The organism is Enterococcus bulliens, assembly GCF_053761865.1.
This window is the reverse complement of record NZ_JBSMXK010000015.1, coordinates 1-24,962: the sequence shown is the minus strand read 5'-3', so window position 1 is coordinate 24,962 and position 24,962 is coordinate 1. Positions and strand designations below refer to the sequence as shown.

Genomic DNA, 24,962 nt, shown 5'->3' with positions numbered 1-24,962 from the left:
TTTAATTTGATTCATTTAAATAGGCTGTTGCCAACGCAACAAAGTAATCGATCGCTTGTGGCAACATCGCATCATCTACTCGAAAACGCGGATCGTGTAGTTCATACAGCCCGCCTGAACCGATCATGACAAAACTTCCAGGAATCGTTTCTTGATAATAGGCAAAATCTTCACCAATCGCCGTTTCTTTTACGACTTTCGTTTCTGTCATCACGTTACGCGAACAAGCTAGTGATAAGTCCGTCAACAATGGATCATTTAAAACTGACGGGCAATTTCCATACCATAACAACTCGATTTCGACTTCATTAAGTAAAGCTAATTGGGTTAAAATCTTACGAATCCGTTGTTCAAGATAAACACGATTTTCCCGGCTAAACGTGCGAACAGTTCCTTCTAACATCCCCGTATCTGGAATGACGTTCCAAGTACTTCCACTATGTACTTGCGTAATACTGACTACAGCATGTGAATCTGGTGCGATCTCACGACTGATCAGTGGTTGGAATGCTTGGATGATCTGTGCAATAACAAGCATTGGATCACGACCTTCGTGTGGCTTAGCAGCATGTGCTCCTTTTGCCTTGATCTGGATTTCAAAGCGATCAACAGCTGCCGTTAACGCTCCAGCCTTTGTCCCTAATGTGCCTACTGGCAACGATGGATCGTTATGAAATCCAAAAATAGCTTCGACTTTTGCTAATGCCCCACTAGTTAAAACCGTTTTGGCACCCACGCCAGTTTCTTCCGCAGCTTGAAAAACCAACAAGATCTCGCCATTTAACTGTGCAGCTTGTTGTTTTAATACAATTGCAGCACCCAACAATACACTTGTATGCATATCATGGCCACAGGCATGCATCACGCCTGGATATTCAGAGGTATAAGGGACGCCTGATTGTTCGACAATAGGCAATGCGTCAATATCTGCTCTTAAGGCGATCGTTTTACCAGGATTCGCTCCTATGATTCTCGCGATCAAACCCGTTTTCAAATTTGTATCGACCACCTCGATCTCATATTCCGCTAAAACAGCCTTAATTTTTTTGGTCGTTTCGATTTCTTGATTGGATAGTTCTGGAAAACGGTGCATCTCGTGTCTAAATTTCGTTAAAAAAGGAATCATTGCCTCGATCGTCATATGTGAACGTCTCCTTTGACCTTATCATATAAGGAAAATTTGTTTCTATCATACGCAGACAATCTCGCAGTTGTCAATTTGTTCTGCAAAAAAAGATTAAAAAATAATGAAAGTTCTTAATCATATTTCAGCAGCTAAGTCTTCAAATTGCGTATTTTAAAACGAATAGGGTAAAATAAGAGCAACACAAATTTTAATCGATAACAGTACTTACAAAGATGGAGGAAATGCTATGACGAAAAAATTGATACTTCAAGGTTTTGAATGGTATTTACCAGCAGATGGTACGCATTGGAACCTGTTGGCAGAAAAAAGTAAGGAACTACAGGCGTTAGGATTTACAGGTGTTTGGATGCCGCCTTCTTCAAAAGCGGCCGAAGGAAAAAATGACGTAGGTTACGGCGTGTATGATCGTTACGACTTAGGTGAATTTGATCAAAAAGGCACGATCCCTACAAAATATGGAACCAAAGAAGAATATTTACACGCAATTCATGCGTTAAAAGATGCAGGACTAGAAGTGTTTGCAGATATCGTCTTCAATCAAATGCTAGGTGCTGACGAAACAGAAAAAGTCCCTGCTACCAAATATAATGCAGAAAATCGTAATGAAGAAATCAGTGATGAAGTCGAAATCGAAGCTTGGACAAAATTTACCTATGAAGGTCGTCATAAACAATATAGTGATTATGTTTGGACGTGGGAGAACTTTTCAGGAATCGATTATGATGAACGTACGAACAGCCATGCAATTTTCAATTTCGCTGACAAAGGTTGGGATGATGCGGTCGATGATGAAAATGGGAATTTTGATTACTTGATGGGTTGCGATCTAGATATGAACAATCCAGAAACGCACGAAGAATTAGAAAAATGGGGACAATGGTTTTATGATCAAACTCAAGTCGATGGTTTCCGTCTCGATGCTGTAAAACATATCGAATTTTCTTACTTTGTAGATTGGTTATCTAATCGTAATGAACAAGCTGGGCGCGAGTTGTTTGTTGTAGGTGAATATTGGGCAAATGAAATCGACAAATTAGAAGACTATTTAAAATCTAGTGGGAATATGATCCATTTATTCGATGTGCCTTTACATTTTAATTTCTTTGAAGCAGCTCAGTCTAATGGTGAATATAATATGACTGAAATTTTCAACAATACACTCGTTCAATCGCAACCTGATTTTGCCGTAACATTCGTAGACAACCACGACACCCAAAAAGGCCAAAGTTTAGAGTCATGGGTCGAAGGTTGGTTTAAACTGCATGCTTATTCTTTAATTTTATTGCGTAAAGAAGGAATCCCAGTAGTCTTTTGGGGTGATCTTTATGGGATGCCATCCCAAGAGGTAGAACCTGTTGGAGAAGCACTCGAAGCATTGCTTTATGCGCGTACCCATTTAATGGATGGACAACAAGTCGATTATTTTGATGATGAGTCGATTATCGGCTGGTCAAGTATTGGTGCAGAAGATCAAGAAGATGCTGGTATGGCCGTGTTGATGACCAATGCAACAGGTGGTCGTAAACAAATGACTATCCATGCTCGTTTTGGTGGTAAAACGTTCGTCGATATTTTGGGCCATAATGAAGAAAAAGTCATTTTAGATGAGACAGGTAGTGCTGATTTCCCAGTAAATGATGGCCAGATTTCGGTATATGTTCAAGAAGATTTTGCGAATCGCTTTGCAGCGCGTCATGAAGAAGAACAGCGTTAAAAAGCTGTTTAAAAAGTGATCACCTCTTTTTAAATACCGTTTAGTTAATTTTTAGGATGTGGCAAAAATCTGTCACATCCTTTTTTTACGCTAACTACTATGTTTTACAACTTAGTGATTGTTTGTTATACTAATATGTAATACATACTAGAAAGGAGAACCTTGTGGCCAATAGTCAATTGTTAAAAGGAACTTTAGAAGGTTGTGTCTTAGCAATCATTTCTACCAAAGAAGTTTATGGCTATGAACTTGTACAAGTATTACGTAATCAAGGCTTTCCACAAGTTATTGGTGGAACCATCTATCCTTTACTACAAAAACTCGAAAAACGCGCTTTATTAAAGAGTACGATGCATCCTTCTGAAGATGGACCTGATCGTAAATATTATCAAATCACGGATAATGGACGCGCATATTTAATGAATTTTCAAGAAGAATGGCAACAATTGAATCAAATTGTAACTACGATTTTAACCACTGCACAGGAGGATCTACATGAATGAAGTCACCCAGTTAATTGAACAAAATAACGAATTAAGAAAACAATTAAATGATGAGAATATGATCTATTATGAGGATCTACTCGTCTATTTCCGCTTAAAAGGCTGGTTGATTGAAGATCGATTGATCGAAGAAACACTCTTAATGATCTTACAAGATATTCTCACTGCTCAACAAGAAAATGAAACAGCCGAGGATTATTTTGGACGATCACCAAAAGAACATGCAGATGCGCTATTAAACGCACTCCCTAAAGCATCGATCAAACAAATCAGTTCCTTTATCGGATTAACTTTTGGGATTTTGACCTTCTTTAGTTTCATTGGTCAATTTACTACCGGAATCAACCGCTTTAGCCTTGCGATCTTAGTCAGTAATGCGATCATCAGCGCTTGTGGTGTTGCCGGATTGTTGTGGTTTATCCAAACGATGATCTATACCAAAGTCCCTAAATGGTTATCCACACTACTTGTAGCAATCGGTAGTGCTTGTTTATTTGGTGGATTTTTATTCTCGCAATTTTATTTACGAACGACGTGGGAGATCGTTTTACCACACGCTTTTATTATTGCTGCTTTTTCTATTATCTTAGTTGGTTTAACAATCTATCTTTTGATCAAACTAAGCAAACACGAGTACCAATCGATTCTTTTAGGTGTCAGTCCCTTCTTATACGTCAATGGTTTAGTAAGTATCTACAATCAATTTGCTGCCTTATCCTTTTCTAGTTTTATGAATACCACCTTGCAACTCTTATTGATTCTAGCAAGTGCCGGCGTTTCTTACTTTTTACTATTTCGCTTTAGCAAATAAAACAAGAGACATTCACAATTGTGAGTGTCTCTTGTTTTATTTATTGAGGTCTGGAATATAGAGATTTCCCAATGTCGCTGCCATAATCGCTTTGATGGCATGCATTCGATTTTCAGCTTGAGTAAACACTAATGAACGTGTACTTAAAAAGACTTCGTCCGTCACCTCTAATGCGTCAACGCCTAATGATTGCGCTAACGTTTTCCCTTCAACTGTTTGCAAGTCATGAAAAGCAGGCAAACAATGTAAAAAAATGACCTCTTCATTTTGCGTTGCTTCAATGCACGCTTGGTTCACTTGGTAAGGCAATAGTTGGTTCAGGCGTGCTTTTTTATCAATGTCTTCTCCCATCGAAATCCAGACGTCCGTGTACAATACATCGGCTCCAAGTACCGCTTCATTGAGATCATCGGTAATCATAAATGACGTGTTTGGAGCTGCAAACTGTTTTGCCAATGCGACGACCTCGGCACTTGGTTGCAAGTTACTTGGTGCTGCGATACGAACTTCGACACCTAATAATACACCCGTGATCAGTAAGCTATTTGCGACGTTATTGCGCCCATCGCCTAGATAAGTCAACACTTTATTTTCTAAAGTTCCAAAGTGTTCTTTGATCGTCATAAAATCTGCTAGCATTTGTGTTGGATGCCACTCATCGGTCAACCCATTCCAAACTGGAACCTGACTTTTTTTCGCTAGTTCTTCTACGATAGATTGCGAGAACCCACGATACTCGATGGCATCAAACATACTTCCTAACACTTTAGCGGTATCTGCGACCGATTCTTTTTTTCCAAATTGAATATCTGCTTTTCCTAAAAACTCAGGATGCGCACCTAAGTCGTTTGCCGCAACCGTAAATGCGGAACGTGTACGCGTCGATGTTTTTTCAAATAACAATGCGATATTTTTTCCTAAAAGATATGGATGAGGAATTTGTTGTTGTTTTAACGTCTTTAAATGAAGCGAAAAACCAATCAAATATTCCCACTCTTTTTTGGTAAAATCTGTCTCTTTCAAAAAAGATCTTCCTTGAAAATGGCTCATACTGTCACCTCAGATACATTTGCTGAATAAACAATGACTTCTTTGATTTCTTGGATCGCTTGAATCAATTGTGCCCCTTTGATAACTAAAGGTGGCAATAAGCGTAAGGTGTTTTGCTGAGCGGATAACGTTAAAATACCTTTTTGATGTAATTTAGCGATTACTTCTGAAACTGGAATCTCTGGAGCTAATTGGATCCCAACCATCATCCCTTTTCCTGTAATTGCTTGAACTTTTTGTACACCATTTAGTTCTTTTTCTAAAAAGTACCATAAAAGATGTGATTTTTGCGTTACCGCTTCTAAAAATGTCGGCGTCAGTAGGTCAAGAACCGTATCGGCTGCAGTCAAGGCTAAAGGATTACCACCAAATGTCGTTCCATGACTTCCTGGTCCAAATGAAGGTGCTAACGCTTTTTTCCCAATCATCGCCCCAACTGGTAAGCCATTGGCCAATCCTTTTGCTACAGTAATAATATCTGGTTGCATCGCATAGTGCTCAAATGCATAACGTTTTCCCGTGCGTCCCATACTCGTTTGGACTTCATCGACGATCAATAAGACACCTTGTTCATGACAAGTATCATTTAAAGCTTCTAGCCAATCAGCAGTTCCTGCAATAACTCCACCTTCTCCTTGAATGATCTCAACGATTACTGCTGCCAGTTCGTCATGGATCAGATCTAGTGAAGGATAATCATTATATGTACCAAACGTCACGTCTTCTAATAAAGGACCGAATCCTTCTTTGATCCCTTCGTTTCCAGTCACCGATAACGCACCAGTTGTTCGTCCATGAAATGAATGCGCAAAGGACAACACCGCAGTTTTTCCTGAAGCTTTACGCGCTAATTTCAAAGCTGCTTCATTTGCTTCTGTCCCTGAATTACAAAAGAAAACAGCATAGTCCTCTGTTGGCACCAGTTTACTTGCTACTTTTTCTTGTAAAGAACTTTGATATAGATTTGACGTATGCCAGATTTTACCCAATTGTGTTTGGACAGCTTGGTTCAGTATTGGATGATTGTAACCTAAGTTACATACACCGATTCCACTTGTTAAATCTAGATAGGCATTTGCTTGTTGATCATATAAGGTAACGCCATGCCCTTCAGTCAATTCAAAAGGATGTTGTTTATAAGTTTGAAAAAGTGTCGTCATGTTGATCATTTCCTTTCTGAATACTCGTACCCACTGTCGTTAAACTATTGGTTACCGTAATTTTTTGTACACCAGTGTAAGCCGCATAAAAGGCTGCTGCTAATTTAGGTTGCATCCCTTTAGTGACGATATTTTGTTTTTTTAGTACTTGTGCTTGTTTTTGCGTCAAGACTTTGACGACCTCTCCTTGATGTAATACACCCGGCACATCCGTTAGGAAATATAAGGCTTCTGCTTGCAGAAAACTGGCAATTTGTGCAGCTGCTGTATCTCCATTGACATTTAGCCATTGCCCCTTAGAATCTAGTGCTAACGGAGCGACGACACCGATTCCTTGTGCTAAAATATGAGCAAATTTTTCTTGATTTACACCAGTAATATTTCCAACATACCCGTATTTTTCTTGGTCTAAATACGCTCCTGTGATCAATTGATCCATCGCAGCGTGTAAACCAAAGACTGGAAGTTGATAGCGAGTAAACATTGCGAGAAATTGAGGTTGGATCTCGCCTAGTAACACCATTTTCGTAATGGCTAATGTTTGCTCATCTGTCACACGGATCCCATTTTCTTTTTTTACAGGAAGTGCTAATTGTTGTGCCCATTCACTGATAGTATTGCCTCCACCATGGACAAGTAAAATTCGCTTTCCTTGTTTATGCCAATAACTCAGTTGTGCAAAAAAAGCTGGCGTCAATTCTTCTAAGGCGTTCCCACCGACTTTGATGACGATTAATTGTTTCATAGTGCGTCCTTCTTTCTTAAGTAGTGTACGTCGCATTGATTCTGACGTATTCATACGTTAGATCACAACCCCATGCTTTGGCTTCACTTGATCCGACATGTAAAGAAACTTCAATTAAAATATCTTCATGCTTCAATGTCTGACTGATCAACGCTTCATCAAAAGCGATCGCTTGACTATGCTCTACGACTTTATGGTGATTAATGGCTACTGTTACCGCATTAGGATCTAGTGTAATTGCCGTTGCCCCAAGTGAGCTGATGATTCGTCCCCAGTTTGGATCAGCACCAAAAATCGCTGATTTGACTAAGCTAGATCCCACAATCGCTTTAGCAGCTTTTTGTGCATCTAACACACTTTTTGCTTTGGTTACATGAACTTCAATTAATTTTGTTGCGCCTTCACCATCTTTAGCAATCGCTTTAGCTAGCGTTTCTAGAATGTGATGATAAATTGCTTTAACCGTTTGATAAGTTGCAGAAGTCGTTTCCACCAACGTATTTTGTGCTTGACCGTTCGCCAAACAAATCACCATATCATTTGTTGAAATATCTCCATCGACTGTGATTTGGTTGAATGTTTGATCAGTCAATTCACTCAAGATTTGTTGTAAGGCTGCTGGAGCAATTGCACAATCAGTCATTACAAATCCTAGCATCGTCGCCATATTGGGATGAATCATTCCTGAACCTTTTGCAAAGCCCGTAAATGTACAAGTTTTTCCATCGATTTCGCTTGTCACGCAAATTGTTTTTTCAATCGTATCTGTTGTTAAGATCGCACTTGTAATCGCAGTATTTTGCGTTTGTTCTAATTGCGCTATTCCATTTTCGATTTTATCCATTGGTAAATACGCTCCAATCAGTCCTGTTGAAGCGATCCCAACTAATTCTAGATCGATCCCTAATCGTTCAGCAGCTAATTTTTGAGTTTGCTGCACATCTTGCATCCCTTGTTCTCCTGTGCAAGCATTGGCGATCGCACTGTTCATGACTAAAGCTTGCAATTGATGGTTTTTTTTGATCAGTTGCTTGGTCTTAGCTGTGGGTGCTGCGCAAAATTGATTGAGCGTATAGACACCTGCAGCTGCAGCCGGAACATTCGACACGACCCAGCCGAAATCTAATTTTTTTTGACGTAATCCAATATGTAAAGCATCACTTTTAAACCCCTTTGGCCAAGTAAATGCGATTGTTTTCATTGTAGTCTCCATCTAATTTTCCCCTTTAAGGCAGTTGCGCAAACAGCGGTAGTGCCGTTGTTTCGTCAAAGCCAAACATTTGATTGAAATTTTGAATTGCTTGTCCTGCAGCACCTTTTAATAAATTATCGATCACAGATACAATTGTTAACACTTGTGTCGTTTCATTGAATACAGCACCTATCGCACAGTGGTTTGTTCCAACAACCTCTTTTAATGAAGGAATGCGCTCATTTAAGTAGTGGACAAACGGTGTTTGATGATATGTATTTAAAAATAACTTATCGATTTGTGCTTGCGTCATATTTTGATTTAACTTCACGTAAATCATTGCCATCAATCCTCGATTTAACGGTACTTGTGTCGTCGTAAACTGAATAGCTGGGATCTTCTCATTCCATTGTTTTAATTGGTTCATCATTTCTGGGATATGTTGGTGTTCATTTAGTTTATATGGATAAAGGTTTTCATTGATAAAAGAAAAATGACTCGATAGCGCTAAACTCTTTCCTGCTCCAGAAACGCCTGATTTGGCATCGACAATAATAAAATTAGGGTCTAGTACGTTTGCTTGCGCGAGCGGTGCAAGACCTAGCAAAGTTGCCGTGGCATAACAACCCGGATTCGCAACATAAGTACTATATTCTTTAGTAAATTCTGTTAATCCATAGGTAATGGATAACGATTCATTTAATTTAGGATGTGCACGTTTATACCATTTTTGATAACTCGCTTCATCTGACAAACGAAAATCACCAGATAGGTCAATAATTGGGAATTTTTGATCGATCAATAAGCCCAATATATCTTTTGCGACTCCGGCTGAAGTAGCACTGAATAAACAATCTACTTCGTTTACGACCAAATCAACATCAAATGGCGTAATCATAGTATCGTCTAGATAAAATTGATCCACGACATCTGATAATTTTTGTGCTGGTTTATCAGGGTTTCCATATAAATAAATGTTGTCGACGTTTGGATGTTGTTGCATCAATTGATAGACTATCGCGCCCCCGTATCCGGTCACTCCTAAAATCCCAATATTCATATAACCCCTCTTTTCTTGAATAAAAATTCAATATTTATTAAGTAATATAATACATATTCATTCATTAATCAATGCTTTTTTCAATAAATTTTCAATAAGTTCTTTTTTTATTCGTTTAAATTATATTTTTTCGTATTTTTATAAGATTATAAGAATAAAAAAACTTGTATAATCTATAAAGATTATACAAGTAGAGTGTACAAAGATGGATGTTTACTCAAATCAATAAATGTTGAATCAAAAGCAGTTAATCGTTCCAATAAGGATTCAATAGCTTGCGCTTCTTTTAATTGGATGCCTAAAACAACTGGCCCAGTGCGACGATTGACTTTTTTGGTATATTCAAAACGGGTGATATCATCGTCTGGTCCTAAAACTTTTGTAACAAATTCTTTTAAAGCACCGGGACGCTGTGGAAAATTCACCAAAAAGTAATGCTTTAACCCTTGATAAATCAGTGCACGTTCTTCAATTTCTTCCATCCGGCTAATGTCATTATTTCCACCACTAATCACACAGACGACTGTTTTCCCTTTAATTTGCTCTTTCATTTGTTCTAATGCAGCAACGCTTAGTGCTCCAGCTGGTTCGACGACGATCGCTTGTTTACTGTAAAGATCCAAAATGGTCTGACAAATCTCTCCTTCTGGTACTGTATACACTGCATCTGTCGTTTGTTTTACGTATTGATACGTGAGTTCTCCAACTCGTTGTACTGCAGCACCATCAACAAATTTATCTAGTTGCTCTAGTGTAACTGGTCCATTTTGAGCTAGTGCAGCCGCCATTGACGGCGCTCCCTCTGGTTCGACTCCGATCACGTGAGTATTTGGACTCTTAGCTTTTGTATATACCCCTACTCCACTGAGTAAACCACCACCACCAATAGCTGCCAGCACATAATCGATTGTCAATTCTTGTTGTATGGCTTGTTGCATGATTTCTAGAGCCACTGTTCCTTGACCTGAAATAATCGCTTGATCGTCAAAAGGGGCGATAAATGGAAGTCCGTTTACAGTCGCATAAACTTTAGCTGCTTGTGCGGCTTCATCAAATGTATCGCCTACTAACCGAATGTCGACCATTCCTCCGCCAAAAAATTGGACTTGGTTGATTTTTTGTTGCGGTGTCGGAGTGGGCATGAAAATCACACCTGGAATCGTTAATTCTTGACAGGTATACGCCACACCTTGTGCATGGTTGCCGGCACTCGCACAGACTACTCCTCGCTCAATGATCGCACGCTCTTGTTGTGTGATGGCATAGTATGCACCACGTAGTTTGAATGAACGGACTTTTTGCAAATCTTCACGTTTTAAATAGACCTTACAGGCATATCGTTCAGATAAATACCGATCATATTGTAGTGGCGTTTTGGTTACGACATGTTGCAACGTTTGATAGGCCGCTTCGATCGTTTGTTTGGAGACACTTTGATTTGTTTTGACGACTTCCATCTAAACACTTCCTTTTTTATTTCACTTATTGACCATTCACAAATGGCATCATTTTACGTAATTCTTCTCCCACTGCTTCGATTGGATGACCTGCATTTTCTTGACGCATTTCTTTAAAGTGCTTAAATCCTTGTTTGTTATCTTCAATGAAGCCTTTTGCGAATTTTCCATTTTGAATATCCGCCAAGACAGCTTTCATATTGGCTTTTGTTTGTTCTGTAATAACACGTGGTCCTGAAACATAATCGCCATATTCTGCTGTATTTGAGATCGAATGACGCATTTTGGCAAATCCTCCTTCATAAATCAGGTCTACGATCAACTTCATTTCATGACATACTTCAAAATACGCCAATTCTGGTTGGTATCCGGCTTCGACTAACGTTTCAAATCCAGCTTCGATCATACTCGTCAACCCACCACATAATACAGCCTGTTCTCCAAATAGATCCGTCTCAGTTTCTTCTTTAAAAGTTGTTTCCAAAACACCAACGCGAGTGGCCCCGATTCCTTTAGCATAGGCTAAAGCAAAATCAGTCGCGTGTCCTGTTGCATCTTGGTAAACTGCAAATAAAGCTGGAACTGCAAAACCTTGGGTAAAGGTTCGACGTACTAAATGTCCTGGGCCTTTAGGGGCTACTAAAAACACATCCACATCTTTTGGAGGCGTAATCACATCAAAATGGATATTAAATCCATGAGCAAATGCAAGTGCATTTCCAGATGTCAAGTTTGGTTTGATCTGCGTCTCATATAACGTTCCTTGAATTTCATCTGGTGCTAAAATCATGATGACATCGGCTTTTTTTGTGGCTTCATCAACTTCAAATACATCAAACCCATCAGCTGTTGCCATTTCCGCTGATTGACCTTGACGAACACCGATGATCACTTGATGTCCATTATCACGTAAATTTTGTGCATGAGCATGACCTTGTGATCCATAACCGACAATCGCTACAACCTTATCTTTCAATACCTCGTTCTTTACTGAATCATCATAATATACTTTTGCCATGTTGTTGCCTCCTCTAATTTTATAGACACACTACCTAAGTAGATTGTGTTCTTGTTAATCCAACCACACCCGTGCGCGCAATGTCTACGATACCAAATGGTCGTAAACTTTCGATACACGCGGTGATTTTTTCGTAGTGACCAGTGATTTGAATGATATATGCTTTTTCATGTGCATCAACGATCGTCGCTCGAAACGGTTCGATCGTCGTTTGGATCGCTGCACGTTGTTCAAGAGGTGCATGGATGCGAACTAACGCTAATTCGCGTTCGATCGCTTGTCGCTGTGTCATATCCGATACTTTTTTTACATCGATCATTTTATGCAACTGCTTCATAACTTGTTGTACTTCTTCTAAACTTTTCACTTGGATCACAATAGTAATCCTAGACCACAAAGGATCCTCGGTTTCTCCGACAGTAATACTTTCGATGTTGACTTGTCTTTTGGTCAATATCCCCGTGAAGCGATTTAAGACACCTTCTTGATTGCTTACAATAGCACTTAGGATCCTTCTCATACTCTAACCACCCCAATCATTTGGTTATTGGCTTTTCCTGCAGGCACCATCGGCAACACTTCTTCACTAGCCGGGATAATGATCTCGATGACCTGAGCATTTGGATCGTCAAAAGCTTTAGCTAACTGTGCCTCGACGGTCTGGGGATCAGATAGCGTAAATGCATCTAATCCATAGGCCTTAGCCAAAGCTACAAAATTTGGTTGTTGCTCAAACTCTGATTCTGAATAATGATCACTAAAAAAAGTATGTTGCCATTGATGAACCATCCCTAAAGTATGGTTGTTCAATAAGATCACCTTAATCGGTAGTTGGTATTGTTTCAGTAAGATCAATTCTTGATTGGTCATTTGAAAACCTCCATCGCCAACGAAAATAACGACCTTACGATCAGGCTGGGCAATTTGAGCACCGATTGCTGCCGGAATACCGTAGCCCATCGTGCCCAAACCGCCACTAGTGATTAGTTGATGATCACTTGTAAATGGATAAAATTGTGCAACCCACATTTGATGTTGTCCGACATCAGTTGCCACTAATGCTTCACCATTTGTTAGACGACCAATTGTTTCGATCACTGCTTGTGGTTTGATCTGATCAGAACTAGATTCATACGTAAACGGGTAATGGAGCTTATATTCAGCAAGTGTCTCACTCCAGTCTTTTCGATCCATTTGAGGCAATTGATCTGCTTGATTTAACGCGAGCAATGTTTCTTTTACATCCGCTACTAGAGGAATATCCACCCGTACGACTTTCCCAATCTCCGCAGGATCTAAATCGACATGGACGATTTTGGCATGAGGCGCAAAGTCACTTGGTGAACTGGCTAAACGATCATCAAAACGCGAGCCAAAATTTAATAATAAATCACATTCTGTCAATGCCATGTTTGCCGCGTAGGAACCATGCATCCCTCCCATTCCTAAAAACAAGGGATCATCATTTGCAACGACGCCTAATCCAAGTAATGTCGTTAACGTCGGTAACTGATAGTGTTGAATAAAGGCTCTTAATTCTTTTGTTGCATGTGCATGACTTACACCGGCACCCACTAAAACTAAAGGACGTTTGGCTTGGCTTAAGGCCTCCAATACTTTTTTGATCTGCTGTGGATTTGGCAAGCGATTTGGTTGGTAGTTCGGCAAGGAAACTGGTGTTTTTTGTGGTGCTTCAAGTTCAATCAATTGTGCCATCAAATCTTTAGGAATATCGATCAAAACTGGCCCCATTCGTCCTGTTGTGGCTAAATGAAAAGCCTCGTTGACTACTTTTTCGATTTCTTCTGCGGCACGGATTTGGTAATTGTATTTGGTAATTGGCATCGTGATACCAAGCATATCTGCTTCTTGAAAGGAATCTTTACCGATGCCACTAGTTGCTACTTGACCAGTTAATACGATCATCGGCAAGGAATCACTCATCGCATCTGCGATTCCCGTTACTGCATTCGTCGCACCTGGACCACTTGTCACTAGTACCACACCTGGTTTTCCTGATACTTTTGTATATCCTTGAGCTGCATGTGTCGCTCCTTGTTCGTGTCGAACTAGAATATGTTTGATTTTTTGATAGTCATACAATGCATCATAAATCGGCAATACCGCTCCACCTGGATAGCCAAAAATAAATTCGACTTCTTGAGCTGCTAATGCGTCAAGTAGTTGATGTGCTCCAGTTCGTTTTGTCATTTTTTTGCCTCCTTACGATAATAATTCCTCTGGGATCTGCATGATCGCTCCAGTATGCGCCGAAGTGACTAGTGAAGTGTAACGTGCTAACCAACCAGAACGAACTTTTGCTTTGAATATCGGTAAATGTTGCATTCGCTCCATCAGTTCTTCATCAGTGATATCTAGATGCATCGTCCGTTTTGTCAGATCGATTTCGATCACATCGCCGTCTTGAATCGCTGCGATTGGTCCACCTGCAGCTGCTTCTGGTGAAACGTGTCCAATCGCAATTCCACGAGTAGCACCTGAAAAACGGCCATCGGTAATCAGCGCAACGTCTTTACCTAAGCCCCGACCTACGATCCTTGAAGTGGGCTCTAACATTTCTGGCATACCTGGACCTCCTTTTGGCCCTTCATAGCGAATCACGACGACATGACCTTTTTTCACCGTGCCATTATCGATTGCAGTAACGGCTTCGTCATGTGTAGAAAAACAAATCGCTTTACCAGTAAACGTACTGATACTTGGGTCGACACCACCGACTTTGATCACACTGCCTTCCGGCGCGATGTTGCCATATAAGATCGATAACCCACCGACTGGACTATATGGATCTTCTTTCGGATGGATCACGGCTTCATTTTTGATCGTACACGCAGCAACATTTTCACGAATCGTTTTGCCTGTGACCGTAATGCGATCAGGATGGATACACCCTTCGATACTGACAAGCTCATTGATGATGGCCGATACTCCGCCTGCTTCATGCACATCATGCATCGAATATTCAGAAGATGGTGCAATCTTCGAAAGATAAGGCACACGTTTGGCGATCTCATTGATATCGCTTAGTTCATATTCAATTTGAGCTTCTTTGGCAATCGCTAATGTATGCAAGACTGTATTTGTCGATCCCCCCATTGCCATATCTAATGCAAATGCGTCATCGATTGCTTCTTTAGTCACGATGTCTCGTGGTTTGATTTGTTTTTTGACTAGATCCATTAAGTGAAATGCCGATTCACGAACTAGATCACGACGCTCTTTAGATACAGCAAGCGTTGTGCCATTTCCAGGTAACGCCAAGCCTAAAATCTCCATCAAGCAGTTCATCGAGTTTGCCGTAAACATGCCCGCGCAAGATCCACACGTCGGACACGCATTTTTTTCTAATTGTTTAAATTCTTCTTCCGTCATCTTACCTTCTTTAAACGTTCCGACTGCTTCGAACATTGTCGAAAGTGTTGCGGTATGGCCTCTTGGATCCACACCTGCTTTCATCGGTCCACCTGAACAAAAAATTCCGGGGACATTCGTCCGCATCGCAGCTAGCAACATGCCTGGCGTGATTTTGTCACAGTTTGGCATGTAAAAGACACCATCAAACCAATGCGCATTGATTACTGTTTCTGCGGAATCGGCGATCAACTCCCGACTTGGTAATGAATAACGCATCCCGATGTGGCCCATTGCGATTCCATCATCGACACCAATCGTATTAAACTCAAAAGGAATTCCTCCGGCTTCACGAATCGCTTCTTTGGCAATATCGGCTAACTCTCTTAAGTGGACATGTCCTGGGACAATATCGATATAGGAATTGCAAATCGCAATAAACGGTTTTTGCATATCCCGAGCATTTTTAACTTGTCCTGTTGCATATAATAAACTTCTTGCAGGTGCGGCTTCGATGCCTTTTTTGATTTGATCACTGCGCATGTTTTTCATCCTCTCATATAAAAAAAGCATCCCATCAAGATGGGATGCTTTAGCAAAAGTCCCATCTACCAAGCGAAATAGGACTTGAACTGTTTCGAAAATAACGAAAACATTCTAAGTCCTGGGTCTAATTAATAAAATAATGACTGATTGATTCATTACTGTTCGCTTGGTCATATCGGGTCTCTCCTCTTTATCTTTTATTGTTTGAATTGTCTGTTAATTTAAAGGTTGTTGTCAGTTTAGCGATTATTTTAAGCAAAGTCAACATATTTTTTCATTTATTTTTAATTAAAATCATTTAAATTTCATTTTATTTTTAAAAAAAAGCCAACAAACTTTAAATCGTTGGCTTTTTGCGCATTTTAAAATAACATGTTTTAGTATTCATTGATTTCTTTGCGTTCCGATAAACGACTTTGTTTCCCGATTCGCGTCTGTGCTTCTGCTTTTAATGCCTCAAGTGGAATACCTTTTTCTACAAGTAATACGCTTAGGTGATACAGTAAGTCATTCGCTTCTAAAATCAATTCAGACTGTTCCTCGTTTTTTGCTGCGATCACGACTTCCGTTGCTTCTTCTCCAACTTTTTTTAAAATCTTATCCAACCCTTTATCCAATAGATAATTGGTATAAGATCCTTCTTTAGGATGTTGCTTGCGGTCTAAGGCTTCTTGATACAACTCTTCAAACATTGATTTCCCTCCTGACTTTTCGTTATTTAATCGTACGGTAAAAACAGCTTTTTTCACCCGTATGACAAGCGGCTCCTGTTTGTTCGACTTCAATTAAGAGCGTATCGTTGTCACAATCGATTTTGATTCCGACTACTCGTTGCACGTGTCCACTGGTTTCACCTTTATGCCATAATCCCTTGCGGCTTCTAGAATAAAACCAAGTTTCATCTGTAGCTAATGTCTTCTCATAGCTTTCTTGATTCATATAGGCCAACATCAGGACTTCTTTAGTCGTAGCATCCGTCACAATAGCTGGGACTAATCCATCTTGTTTTTTAAAATCGGGATACATCAACGTCACTCCTATTCTATAATCCGGACTGGAATCTGTTGTTTTTTTAATTCTTGTTTTAAGGAAGGGATCGTCACTTCATTATAGTGAAAAATACTTGCCGCTAGCGCACCAGTAGCTGGGGTTTTTGCTAAGACCTCGACAATATCTGCTTGATTGCCAGCTCCTCCTGACGCGATGACAGGAACGTCAACGACTTGACTGATTGCTTGATACAATGCTAAGTCATAACCTGACTTCGTTCCGTCCTTATCCATCGAGGTAACGAGTAATTCACCTGCTCCTAAACGTACAGCTTCTTTAGCCCACTCAATAGCATCGATTCCCGTATCTTTACGCCCACCGGTTACAAATACATGCCAACTGTCACCAACACGTTTTGCATCGATGGCGACTACGATACACTGATTGCCAAATTTTTGCGCTCCTTGCGTAATCAAAGCTGGATGTTGAATCGCAGCCGAATTGACCGCGACTTTATCGGCACCAGCTTTTAGCATTGCATTCATATCCACTACACTGCGAATTCCACCTCCGACAGTAAAGGGAATAAAGACTTGATCTGCTGTTTTGGACACGACATCGACCATCGTTTGGCGTCCCTCATGCGTCGCACTAATATCTAAAAAGACCAATTCATCGCATCCTTGTTCATAATATGCCTTGGCAATCGCAACTGGATCCCCTACATCAGTAAGATCAACGAAATTGACGCCTTTTACGACACGACCATCTGTCACATCTAAACAAGGAATGATCCGTTTGGCTAACATTGTGCACCTCCATTGACTTTCGCTAAGTCTTCTAATGATAATGCCCCACTATAATACGCTTTTCCAACGATGGCTCCTACTACACCTAATTGAGCAAGTTCAATCAAATCTTCTTTACTGTGGATGCCACCAGACGCGATAATTTGACAATTTGGTAGGGCTGCGGTCAAGTTGCGATAATGATCAAAATTTGGTCCCGACAGCGTGCCGTCTTTTGCCACATCCGTATAAATAAATGTGGCTGCTCCATACTCTGCTAACTGTTTTGCCAGTTCAATATAATCAAGTGCCGTTACTTCTTGCCAACCTTCGATCGCAACTTGACCATTTTTCGCATCGATCCCAACAACGATCTGTTCGGCACCAAAACGTGCGATCGCTTCTCTAACAAACAATGGTTCTTTAGCTGCCATCGATCCTAAGATCACACGGTCGATTCCGACTTCTAGATATGCTTTTATTTGGTCCATCGTCCGAATCCCGCCACCTACTTCAACTTTCATTTGGCTTTCTTGTTTTAATTGGGCGATCAGATTTGCATTAATTGCTTTTTTTTCTAGAGCACCATCTAAATCCACGACATGCAGATACGTCAAACCAGCTTTAGCAAAAAGTTTTGCTTGTTCTAAAGGATAAGCATTCACGATTGTTTGTTTCGAAAAATCCCCTTGGTATAAACGGACGGCTTTTCCGTCTTTTAAATCAATTGCTGGTAGAATTTCCATATACATACTCCTTAAAATTTTTTAGAATTTGATGACCTTGGTCACCGGATTTTTCTGGATGAAATTGTGCACCAAATACAGCACCTTTTGAAATCATTGCCGGTACGCAGCCATTATACTCACTATACATCCGCAAATACGCATCTGCGACATCGGTATAATAACTATGTACAAAATAGACATATTCCTGATCGATTCCTTTAGTCAAGGCATCTTCATGATTCAAATGAACTTGATTCCATCCCATATGTGGTACAGGATAGTCTTTTGTTGTCTGTAATGGCCGACATACTCCTGGAATAAAACCAAATCCCTTCGTTGCGCCATGCTCTTGACTAGACTCGACCAATAATTGCATGCCCAAACAAATACCTAATAAGGGGATTTGCTTTTTAACTAGTTCGTTGATGACATCGATTAAGTGTCGTTTTTCCAATTCTTCCATCGCTTTAGGAAAAGCCCCTACACCAGGTAAGATCAATCCATCTGCTTGACGTAAACGTGTAGGATCACTGGTCAGTTCTGCTTCGACCCCGATTGCTTCTAAAGCTCGTAAAACGTTCCGTGTATTCCCTGCATCGTAATCAATGACTGCTATCATTACAGCACTCCTTTCGTCGAATTCACTCCTTGAATTTCAGGATTGATCGTAATCGCCTCACGTAAGGCACGACCAGTTGCTTTAAACAAACTTTCGATTTTATGATGCGTATTAGTACCGTAAAGCACTTTTTCATGAAGCGTCATTTGTGCGTTAAATGCGAATGCCTGGAAAAATTCTTGCGTCAACTCGGTATCGAATTGTCCCAACTTAGGATTCGTCAAGGTTGCTTCAAAAACTAAGAAACTACGACCAGATAAATCCAAGCTGACCATCCCTAAAGTTTCATCCATCGGTACAAATGAAGTCCCATAGCGATTGATTTGTTTTTTATCTCCTAGCGCTGCTTTAAGTGCTTGACCTAGAGCGATTCCAATGTCTTCAACTGTGTGATGACTATCGACCTCTAAATCCCCCTCGGCTTTTACGATCAAAGAAATCCGTGCGTGACGTGCAAAAAGAGTCAACATATGGTCAAAAAAACCAACACCTGTTTGAATGTCGACCGGTTCTACTTGATCTAAACAAAGGGTCAATTGGATCTTTGTTTCATAAGTATCTCGTGTAATCGTAGCTTGTCTCATTATGATTGCTCCCTCATCGCGACTGCTCGGGCATGCCCGACCAATCCTTCTTTATTGGCTAATGCTTGAATAGCTGGTGCTGCTTTTTGAATGGCTTCTTGTGTATAAGAAAGATACTGGATTCGTTTGACAAAGTCATGCACACCGAGTGCAGAAGCAAAACGTGCCGTCCCACTCGTTGGCAAGACATGGTTTGAACCTGCAAAATAATCACCGATTGGTTCACTCGTATACGGACCTAAAAAAACCGACCCTGCATTTTCAACCCGATCTAAATAAGAAAAAGCATCCGCAAATGCGATCTCTAGATGTTCTGGTGCCAAAGCATTCATCAAGGTAAACATTTCGTCGACTGTTTTCGCGATGATGATCCTGCCATGCTCTTTGATTGATTGTAAGGCAATTTCTTTTCGTGGCAATTGTTCCACTTGTATGAAGACTTCGCGTTCTACTGCCTGTGCCAATTCGACAGAATCGGTAACTAAAAAGGCCCTTGCAAAGACATCATGTTCAGCTTGTGACAATAAATCAGCTGCTAGATAGGCGGGATTTGCATCGTCTCTAGCTAAAATCCCGATTTCTGAAGGACCAGCGATCATATCGATTCCAACTTTACCAAATACTTGTTTTTTCGCCGCAGCCACAAATCGGTTTCCCGGACCTACGATCTTATCGACGGGACGAATCGTTTGTGTCCCATAAGCTGCTGCAGCAATTGCTTGCGCTCCTCCAACTTGATAGATAGTATCCACTCCAGCTAGCTTAGCAGCCACTAAGATAGCTGCATTAAATAGGCCATCTTTTGGCGGTGGCGTAAACATCACGACTTCTTTTACACCCGCTAATTTTGCTGGGAGCACATTCATCAAGACACTTGAAGGATAAGCAGCTGTTCCTCCTGGGACGTAGACAGCTACGCGCGTCAAAGGAACGATTTTTTGTCCACGCATCACGCCATTTTCTGGAAAGTCGATAAATCCTTGTTCGATCTGACGCGTATGATAAGAAATGATATTTTCTTTTGCTTGTTCTAAAGCAGTTTTCACTTCAGGTTCGATTCGTTCGAAAGCCTCTGTGATCACAGCAGTTGAAACCACTAGATCATCTAATAACACACCATCGAATGTTTGGGTATAGTCATAGAGCGCTTGGTCTTTTTGTTTTCTTACAGTTTGAATGATCGTAGCAACTGCTTTTTCGACCTCCATTTGATTGTCTTGATCGAGTTGCTCGACTTGAATTTGTTCAATAATACGATCGATATCGCCCGTTAACCAGGTCATGTTCATTTAACATTCCTCCAAACTTGCTTCTACTTGATTGATAAAGGTCAAAATTGCTGAATTACTTTTTAAAGCCGATTTATTTACGATTAGACGAGCAGAGATCCGGCAAATCTCTTCAAAGACGACCAATCCATTTTCTTTTAATGTCGTTCCTGTTTCGACAATATCCACAATCGCATCTGCTAAATGAAGTAACGGTGCAATCTCCACTGAACCTTCGATTTTTATGATCTCAACATCTTCTTTCTTCGCTTGGAAAAAACGACTCGCCACTGTCGGATATTTAGAAGCGATCCGCTTACGGCGATGATTATTTGGATCATAGTTTGGTGTAGAGGCGACGGCAAAACGACAAACCCCAATCCCTAGATCCAACATCTCATAATACCCTTCTGGATGTTCTAGTAAGATGTCTTTACCTACGACACCAATATCGGCGACACCATGACGAACATATGTCGTCACATCGACCGCTTTGACTAGTAAGAAACGAAACTTCCCATCTGGACTTTCAAAAATCAATTTGCGCTTTTTATCTTCCATAAATGCAACATCAAAACTTGCTTTGGCAAATAACGCCAACGTTTGTTTTTCTAAACGCCCTTTTGTTAATGCGATCGTAATCGGTCGACTCATAGTTTTACCTCTTCTTTCCCACCTGTCGCATCGATAATCCATACTGCATCATACAGCCATTTTTTCGCAAATCGAAGCGTCTCTTTATATGTTTCAAATAAAGACAATTCAATGCCTTCTTGTTCGAAATCAGGTGCGATATTTGCAGTTTTATCATCAAAATAGACAAGAATTTTTTTATGCTCTTGTTTTGTTGGCTTTTGATATAAGAAATCAAAAAGTGTATCGATGTTTAGTGCCCACCCGACTGAGCTCGTTTGTGCTAAGTCAAATCGCTTAAATAGGTAATCGTATCGTCCACCACTAAGAAAGTTTTCAGGGATCCCTTCACTAAAACTTGAGAACATAATCCCCGTATAATACTCCATCGCTCCGACCATACCCAGATCGACACGTAGACGCTGTGTCAATGAATGTGGAAATAATGTAACGAGTGTTTCAATCTCTGCTAAATCATCTAGGATTGGATGATTCTCAGGCAGTAAAGTTTTTGCCTTAGCCAACGTTTGCTCGATCGGTCCAAATAACTTTGGAATCTCTTTGATAAATTTACTGATCACACTAGGGATCTGAATGGCTAGCTCTGCAATATCCGTAATACTTTTATTTAAAAAATGGATCTTTAATTGTTCGGTTTGTTCGCGATCTAGATGCAATTCCGTCACTATATGTTGAAAAATACCAGCATGTCCGATCTCGATCGAATAATTCGGAACCGTTAGAGCCGCTAACACTCGATCAGCTGAAAGAATCGCTTCATACTCTGCTTTTAACGAAGGAAAGCCAATAATTTCGATTCCGGCTTGGGTAAATTCATTTTGCAATCCTTTCATCTCGTCATGATAGCGAAATACTTTTCCGCTATAACGCAATTTAAGTGGCAATTCGACTTTAGTCGAAGCAATCACACGGCCGACCGGTGACGTCATATCCGGACGCAAGGTTAATAAGCGCCCTTGATTGTCAAAGAAACGATAAAATCCTTCTTGATTATGACTACCTTCAAATACTTCAGCAAATTCGATAACCGGTGTCTCAATTCGTTGAAAGCCGCGCTGACGTAACAGGCGATTTACTTGATATTCAAGTTCAAATACTCCTTCTGCCCGCCGAAATAAGCGGTCTTTCATTCCTGCTGGCAATTGCTTTCTTCTCATGACTGCTCCTCCTTTTGTAACTGTTTGATACAAGTGATCACTTGTTCCATCTCATTTTGTGTCCCTATCGAAATACGTAAATAATCGGCTAAACGCGGTGGTTGCTCAAAATAACGAACATAGATCTGACGCGCTTTTAATTGTTCATATAGTTTTTTGGCTGTCGTAAAGTATGGTTTAGCCAACACAAAATTGGTATGACTAGGTAATGTTTCAAAACCAAGCTGTGTTAATGCTTGGCTAAACCAAGTTCTAGTACTGACGACTTCTTGAGTTATTTTTTGATAGTATGTTTGGTCTTTTAAAGCTGCGATTGCTACTGTTTCAGCTAATGCATCGACTGCATAAGGATTATATGAATTTTTCACTGCTTTGATGATGGTTGTTAATTTTTCTGATCCAATCCCATATCCTACTCGTAAGCCTGCAAGTGCATGATCTTTTGATAAGGTACGCGTCACATATAAATTTTCATACTGTTTCACTAAAGAGACAACGCTAAAACCAGCAAATGCTTGATACGCTTCATCGACAATAATCACTTGATCTGGATAGGTTTCAAGTAAAGAAATAATAAATGCTTTGGTTTCAACTTGACTCGTAGGTGCATTTGGATTTGCCAATACGACGCCGCCAATTTTTTCAGGCAAATCTTTGGGCCAGTGGAATTGTTCGTCTAGTGCAATCGTTTGGTAAGGAATACCATATAACTCACACCATACTGGATAAAACCCATAGGTCATATCAGGAAATAAAATAGCCTTTGATGTTTGAAAAAAACTTTGAAACGCTAATGCTAAAATATCATCACTCCCATTGGAAGTCGTAATCAAGCTCGGATCGATCCCTTCTTGACTAGCAATCACTTGACATAGCGCTTGATTATCGACTGATGAATAGCGTTGTAGTTTCTTCAAGTCAAACGTGCTAAGTGCTTCTTTTATAGTGGGTGAAGGTGGATAAGCATGTTCATTCGTATTTAATTTGATTGCAGTTTGTTCAATCACTTGTTCTCCTGGAACATAAGGTTTAATTTTACGTAATCCATCCATTTTAATATTCCCTCCTAATTAAAAAAAACGCCCTCTAGCACTATTAGCTAGAGGACGTCAACACGTGGTTCCACCTCTGATTTTTTTGATTTTCACAAATCAAAACTCATCAGGTCGATCAAATCGATCGATCTTGGCGTTAACGGGCCCACCGTTTTTTCCTACTCAAATACTATTTGGTTCAAAAAAACACTCCAGAATGTGTCGTCTTATTGTTCTTACTCTTTTTCACCAACCAAGAGTTCTCTTTAAAAGAATGGAATAAGCCTTTTTCTCTCATCGTTTTATTATATAATTTTCATTTTTTTGATATTGAAATTATCATAATGATTATTTGTTAAATTTGCAAGAAAAAAATGCAAAAAACTTAAAATTAAGTATAATGAAATTAAGAAACATTCGTCTTAATTATTTATTCACAAAGGAGAAAAGATTGATGGAATACTATGACCAACATCTGCATACACATTTTTCTTATGATTCAAATGCTGATTTTGAGGACTATTTAACAAACTACGATGGTTACGTCGTGACAACTGAACATTTTGATTTAGCCAATCCTGTTACTAAAGTCGATGATATCCCCGATTATGAAATGTACAGTCAAACAATCGATAGCTTAAATAAGCGTTTTGGCAATCGTGTTTTAAAAGGCATCGAGATCGGTTACATCGCTTCTGAAAAGGATCGGATCATCGACTATTTAGCCGATAAAGACTACGATTTAAAATTACTCAGTGTGCACCATAATGGTCAATTTGATTATTTAGATGATGAAGTCAAAGATATGGATCCTGCACACATTATTCCGATGTACTTCGAACAATTAGCAGAAGCTATTGAGGTCATCGATGCCAATGTGTTTGCTCATTTTGACTATGGTTTTCGGATATTTGGTCTATCCGTTGCTGAATTTAAACAATATGAAGCGCAGTTTTTACCGATTCTAGATCAAGTAATCAAAAATAAATTGGCCTTCGAATTAAATGCTAAGAGCGCTTACTTGTATGATAATTTGGCGTTATATGAATATGTCATCGATTTATATCTTTCACGTGGTGGTACCTTGTTTAGTGTTGGATCAGATGGGCATTACCTTGAACATTTTCGTTTTCACTTCGATGATCTTTTTGCTCTGTTAAAAGCAAAAGGTGTGACGGAATTAGCGATTTATCAAAAAGGAAAGCGAATCATGGTTCCATTACCAGTCTAAAAAAAACGGCTCTATACTTTTTGATGTTGGTGGATGACACCAGCATCTTTTTTATTTTGAAAAACAATAGAAAAGACACCTTGAAATCCTTTAGAATTAATTTGACGAACCAATCCAAAAGGAGGAATCAAGAT

General features: G+C 39.9%; 25 protein-coding genes and 1 other annotated feature. Of the genes, 4 read left to right on the top strand and 21 right to left on the bottom strand.

Translation table 11 applies throughout. The features are described from left to right. Position 1 precedes the first annotated feature (1 nt). Positions 2-1,141, bottom strand: a complete 1,140-nt coding sequence (locus ACWOEC_RS08535) for an amidohydrolase (RefSeq protein WP_455307410.1) — start codon at positions 1,139-1,141, stop codon at positions 2-4. Positions 1,142-1,373: 232 nt separating this feature from the next. On the opposite strand from ACWOEC_RS08535, the gene ACWOEC_RS08530 reads away from it, so the two are divergent. The 3 genes from ACWOEC_RS08530 to ACWOEC_RS08520 all read left to right on the top strand — a co-directional run bounded on the left by ACWOEC_RS08530 (position 1,374) and on the right by ACWOEC_RS08520 (position 4,175). Next, positions 1,374-2,861, top strand: coding sequence for an alpha-amylase (locus ACWOEC_RS08530; RefSeq protein WP_455307408.1), 1,488 nt, complete (start codon positions 1,374-1,376; stop codon positions 2,859-2,861). A 164-nt stretch (positions 2,862-3,025) separates the two neighbouring features. After that, positions 3,026-3,364, top strand: a complete 339-nt coding sequence (locus tag ACWOEC_RS08525; RefSeq protein WP_297076209.1) for a PadR family transcriptional regulator — start codon at positions 3,026-3,028, stop codon at positions 3,362-3,364. Further along, positions 3,357-4,175, top strand: a complete 819-nt coding sequence (locus tag ACWOEC_RS08520; RefSeq protein ID WP_455307405.1) for a hypothetical protein — start codon at positions 3,357-3,359, stop codon at positions 4,173-4,175. The genes ACWOEC_RS08525 and ACWOEC_RS08520 overlap by 8 nt, the downstream gene beginning before the upstream one ends. Before the next feature lie 36 nt (positions 4,176-4,211). Here the strand turns inward: ACWOEC_RS08520 and argF are convergent, their stop codons facing one another. From argF to hisC, 20 genes are all read right to left on the bottom strand, one after another. Beyond that, positions 4,212-5,225: an ornithine carbamoyltransferase gene (gene argF / locus ACWOEC_RS08515; RefSeq protein WP_455307403.1), complete on the bottom strand. Its 1,014-nt coding sequence runs from the start codon at positions 5,223-5,225 to the stop codon at positions 4,212-4,214. Further along, positions 5,222-6,385, bottom strand: coding sequence for an acetylornithine transaminase (locus tag ACWOEC_RS08510; protein WP_455307401.1), 1,164 nt, complete (start codon positions 6,383-6,385; stop codon positions 5,222-5,224). The genes argF and ACWOEC_RS08510 overlap by 4 nt, the downstream gene beginning before the upstream one ends. Beyond that, complete coding sequence (argB, locus tag ACWOEC_RS08505; RefSeq protein WP_455307399.1) at positions 6,360-7,130, bottom strand: acetylglutamate kinase; 771 nt, start codon at positions 7,128-7,130, stop codon at positions 6,360-6,362. The genes ACWOEC_RS08510 and argB overlap by 26 nt, the downstream gene beginning before the upstream one ends. Before the next feature lie 16 nt (positions 7,131-7,146). Then, positions 7,147-8,343, bottom strand: a complete 1,197-nt coding sequence (gene argJ / locus ACWOEC_RS08500; RefSeq protein WP_455307397.1) for a bifunctional glutamate N-acetyltransferase/amino-acid acetyltransferase ArgJ — start codon at positions 8,341-8,343, stop codon at positions 7,147-7,149. Between the two features lie 13 nt (positions 8,344-8,356). Continuing rightward, positions 8,357-9,382: an N-acetyl-gamma-glutamyl-phosphate reductase gene (argC, locus tag ACWOEC_RS08495; RefSeq protein ID WP_455307395.1), complete on the bottom strand. Its 1,026-nt coding sequence runs from the start codon at positions 9,380-9,382 to the stop codon at positions 8,357-8,359. 182 nt (positions 9,383-9,564) lie between these two features. Next, positions 9,565-10,839: a threonine ammonia-lyase IlvA gene (gene ilvA / locus ACWOEC_RS08490; protein WP_455307393.1), complete on the bottom strand. Its 1,275-nt coding sequence runs from the start codon at positions 10,837-10,839 to the stop codon at positions 9,565-9,567. 25 nt (positions 10,840-10,864) lie between these two features. After that, positions 10,865-11,857 carry a ketol-acid reductoisomerase gene (ilvC, locus tag ACWOEC_RS08485; RefSeq protein ID WP_455307391.1) on the bottom strand — a complete coding sequence of 331 codons (993 nt, stop codon included), beginning with the start codon at positions 11,855-11,857 and terminating at the stop codon, positions 10,865-10,867. 34 nt (positions 11,858-11,891) lie between these two features. After that, complete coding sequence (gene ilvN, locus ACWOEC_RS08480) at positions 11,892-12,377, bottom strand: acetolactate synthase small subunit (protein ID WP_455307389.1); 486 nt, start codon at positions 12,375-12,377, stop codon at positions 11,892-11,894. Continuing rightward, positions 12,374-14,068 carry a biosynthetic-type acetolactate synthase large subunit gene (gene ilvB, locus ACWOEC_RS08475; RefSeq protein WP_455307387.1) on the bottom strand — a complete coding sequence of 565 codons (1,695 nt, stop codon included), beginning with the start codon at positions 14,066-14,068 and terminating at the stop codon, positions 12,374-12,376. Before ilvB ends, ilvN begins: the two co-directional genes overlap by 4 nt. 12 nt (positions 14,069-14,080) lie before the next feature. Continuing rightward, positions 14,081-15,772 (bottom strand): dihydroxy-acid dehydratase, encoded by a 1,692-nt coding sequence (gene ilvD / locus ACWOEC_RS08470; protein ID WP_455307385.1) that lies wholly within the window; start codon positions 15,770-15,772, stop codon positions 14,081-14,083. Positions 15,773-16,152: 380 nt separating this feature from the next. Then, positions 16,153-16,467, bottom strand: a complete 315-nt coding sequence (gene hisE, locus ACWOEC_RS08465; protein ID WP_297076244.1) for a phosphoribosyl-ATP diphosphatase — start codon at positions 16,465-16,467, stop codon at positions 16,153-16,155. Positions 16,468-16,489: 22 nt separating this feature from the next. Then, positions 16,490-16,801, bottom strand: coding sequence for a phosphoribosyl-AMP cyclohydrolase (gene hisI, locus ACWOEC_RS08460; protein WP_455307383.1), 312 nt, complete (start codon positions 16,799-16,801; stop codon positions 16,490-16,492). 11 nt (positions 16,802-16,812) lie between these two features. After that, positions 16,813-17,574, bottom strand: coding sequence for an imidazole glycerol phosphate synthase subunit HisF (gene hisF, locus ACWOEC_RS08455; protein WP_455307381.1), 762 nt, complete (start codon positions 17,572-17,574; stop codon positions 16,813-16,815). After that, complete coding sequence (hisA, locus tag ACWOEC_RS08450; RefSeq protein WP_455307379.1) at positions 17,568-18,299, bottom strand: 1-(5-phosphoribosyl)-5-[(5-phosphoribosylamino)methylideneamino]imidazole-4-carboxamide isomerase; 732 nt, start codon at positions 18,297-18,299, stop codon at positions 17,568-17,570. The genes hisF and hisA overlap by 7 nt, the downstream gene beginning before the upstream one ends. Further along, complete coding sequence (hisH, locus tag ACWOEC_RS08445; protein ID WP_455307377.1) at positions 18,277-18,900, bottom strand: imidazole glycerol phosphate synthase subunit HisH; 624 nt, start codon at positions 18,898-18,900, stop codon at positions 18,277-18,279. The genes hisA and hisH overlap by 23 nt, the downstream gene beginning before the upstream one ends. Beyond that, positions 18,900-19,484: an imidazoleglycerol-phosphate dehydratase HisB gene (gene hisB, locus ACWOEC_RS08440; protein ID WP_455307375.1), complete on the bottom strand. Its 585-nt coding sequence runs from the start codon at positions 19,482-19,484 to the stop codon at positions 18,900-18,902. Before hisB ends, hisH begins: the two co-directional genes overlap by 1 nt. Next, complete coding sequence (gene hisD / locus ACWOEC_RS08435) at positions 19,484-20,767, bottom strand: histidinol dehydrogenase (RefSeq protein ID WP_455307477.1); 1,284 nt, start codon at positions 20,765-20,767, stop codon at positions 19,484-19,486. Before hisD ends, hisB begins: the two co-directional genes overlap by 1 nt. Before the next feature lie 6 nt (positions 20,768-20,773). Then, entirely contained in the window at positions 20,774-21,406 is a 633-nt protein-coding gene (hisG, locus tag ACWOEC_RS08430; protein ID WP_455307373.1) for an ATP phosphoribosyltransferase, read from the bottom strand. Then, entirely contained in the window at positions 21,403-22,563 is a 1,161-nt protein-coding gene (locus tag ACWOEC_RS08425) for an ATP phosphoribosyltransferase regulatory subunit (protein WP_455307371.1), read from the bottom strand. The genes hisG and ACWOEC_RS08425 overlap by 4 nt, the downstream gene beginning before the upstream one ends. After that, the gene (hisC, locus tag ACWOEC_RS08420; RefSeq protein WP_455307369.1) at positions 22,560-23,615 is read right to left on the bottom strand and encodes a histidinol-phosphate transaminase; all 1,056 of its coding nucleotides are present in this window, start codon (positions 23,613-23,615) and stop codon (positions 22,560-22,562) included. The genes ACWOEC_RS08425 and hisC overlap by 4 nt, the downstream gene beginning before the upstream one ends. 47 nt (positions 23,616-23,662) lie before the next feature. Beyond that, positions 23,663-23,904, bottom strand: a binding site (T-box leader). A gap of 147 nt (positions 23,905-24,051) precedes the next feature. Between hisC and ACWOEC_RS08415 the strand changes: the two genes are divergently transcribed. Beyond that, a complete protein-coding gene (locus ACWOEC_RS08415; RefSeq protein ID WP_455307367.1) occupies positions 24,052-24,828 on the top strand; it encodes a PHP domain-containing protein in 777 nt (258 codons plus the stop codon). The last annotated feature ends 134 nt before the right edge of the window (positions 24,829-24,962 follow it).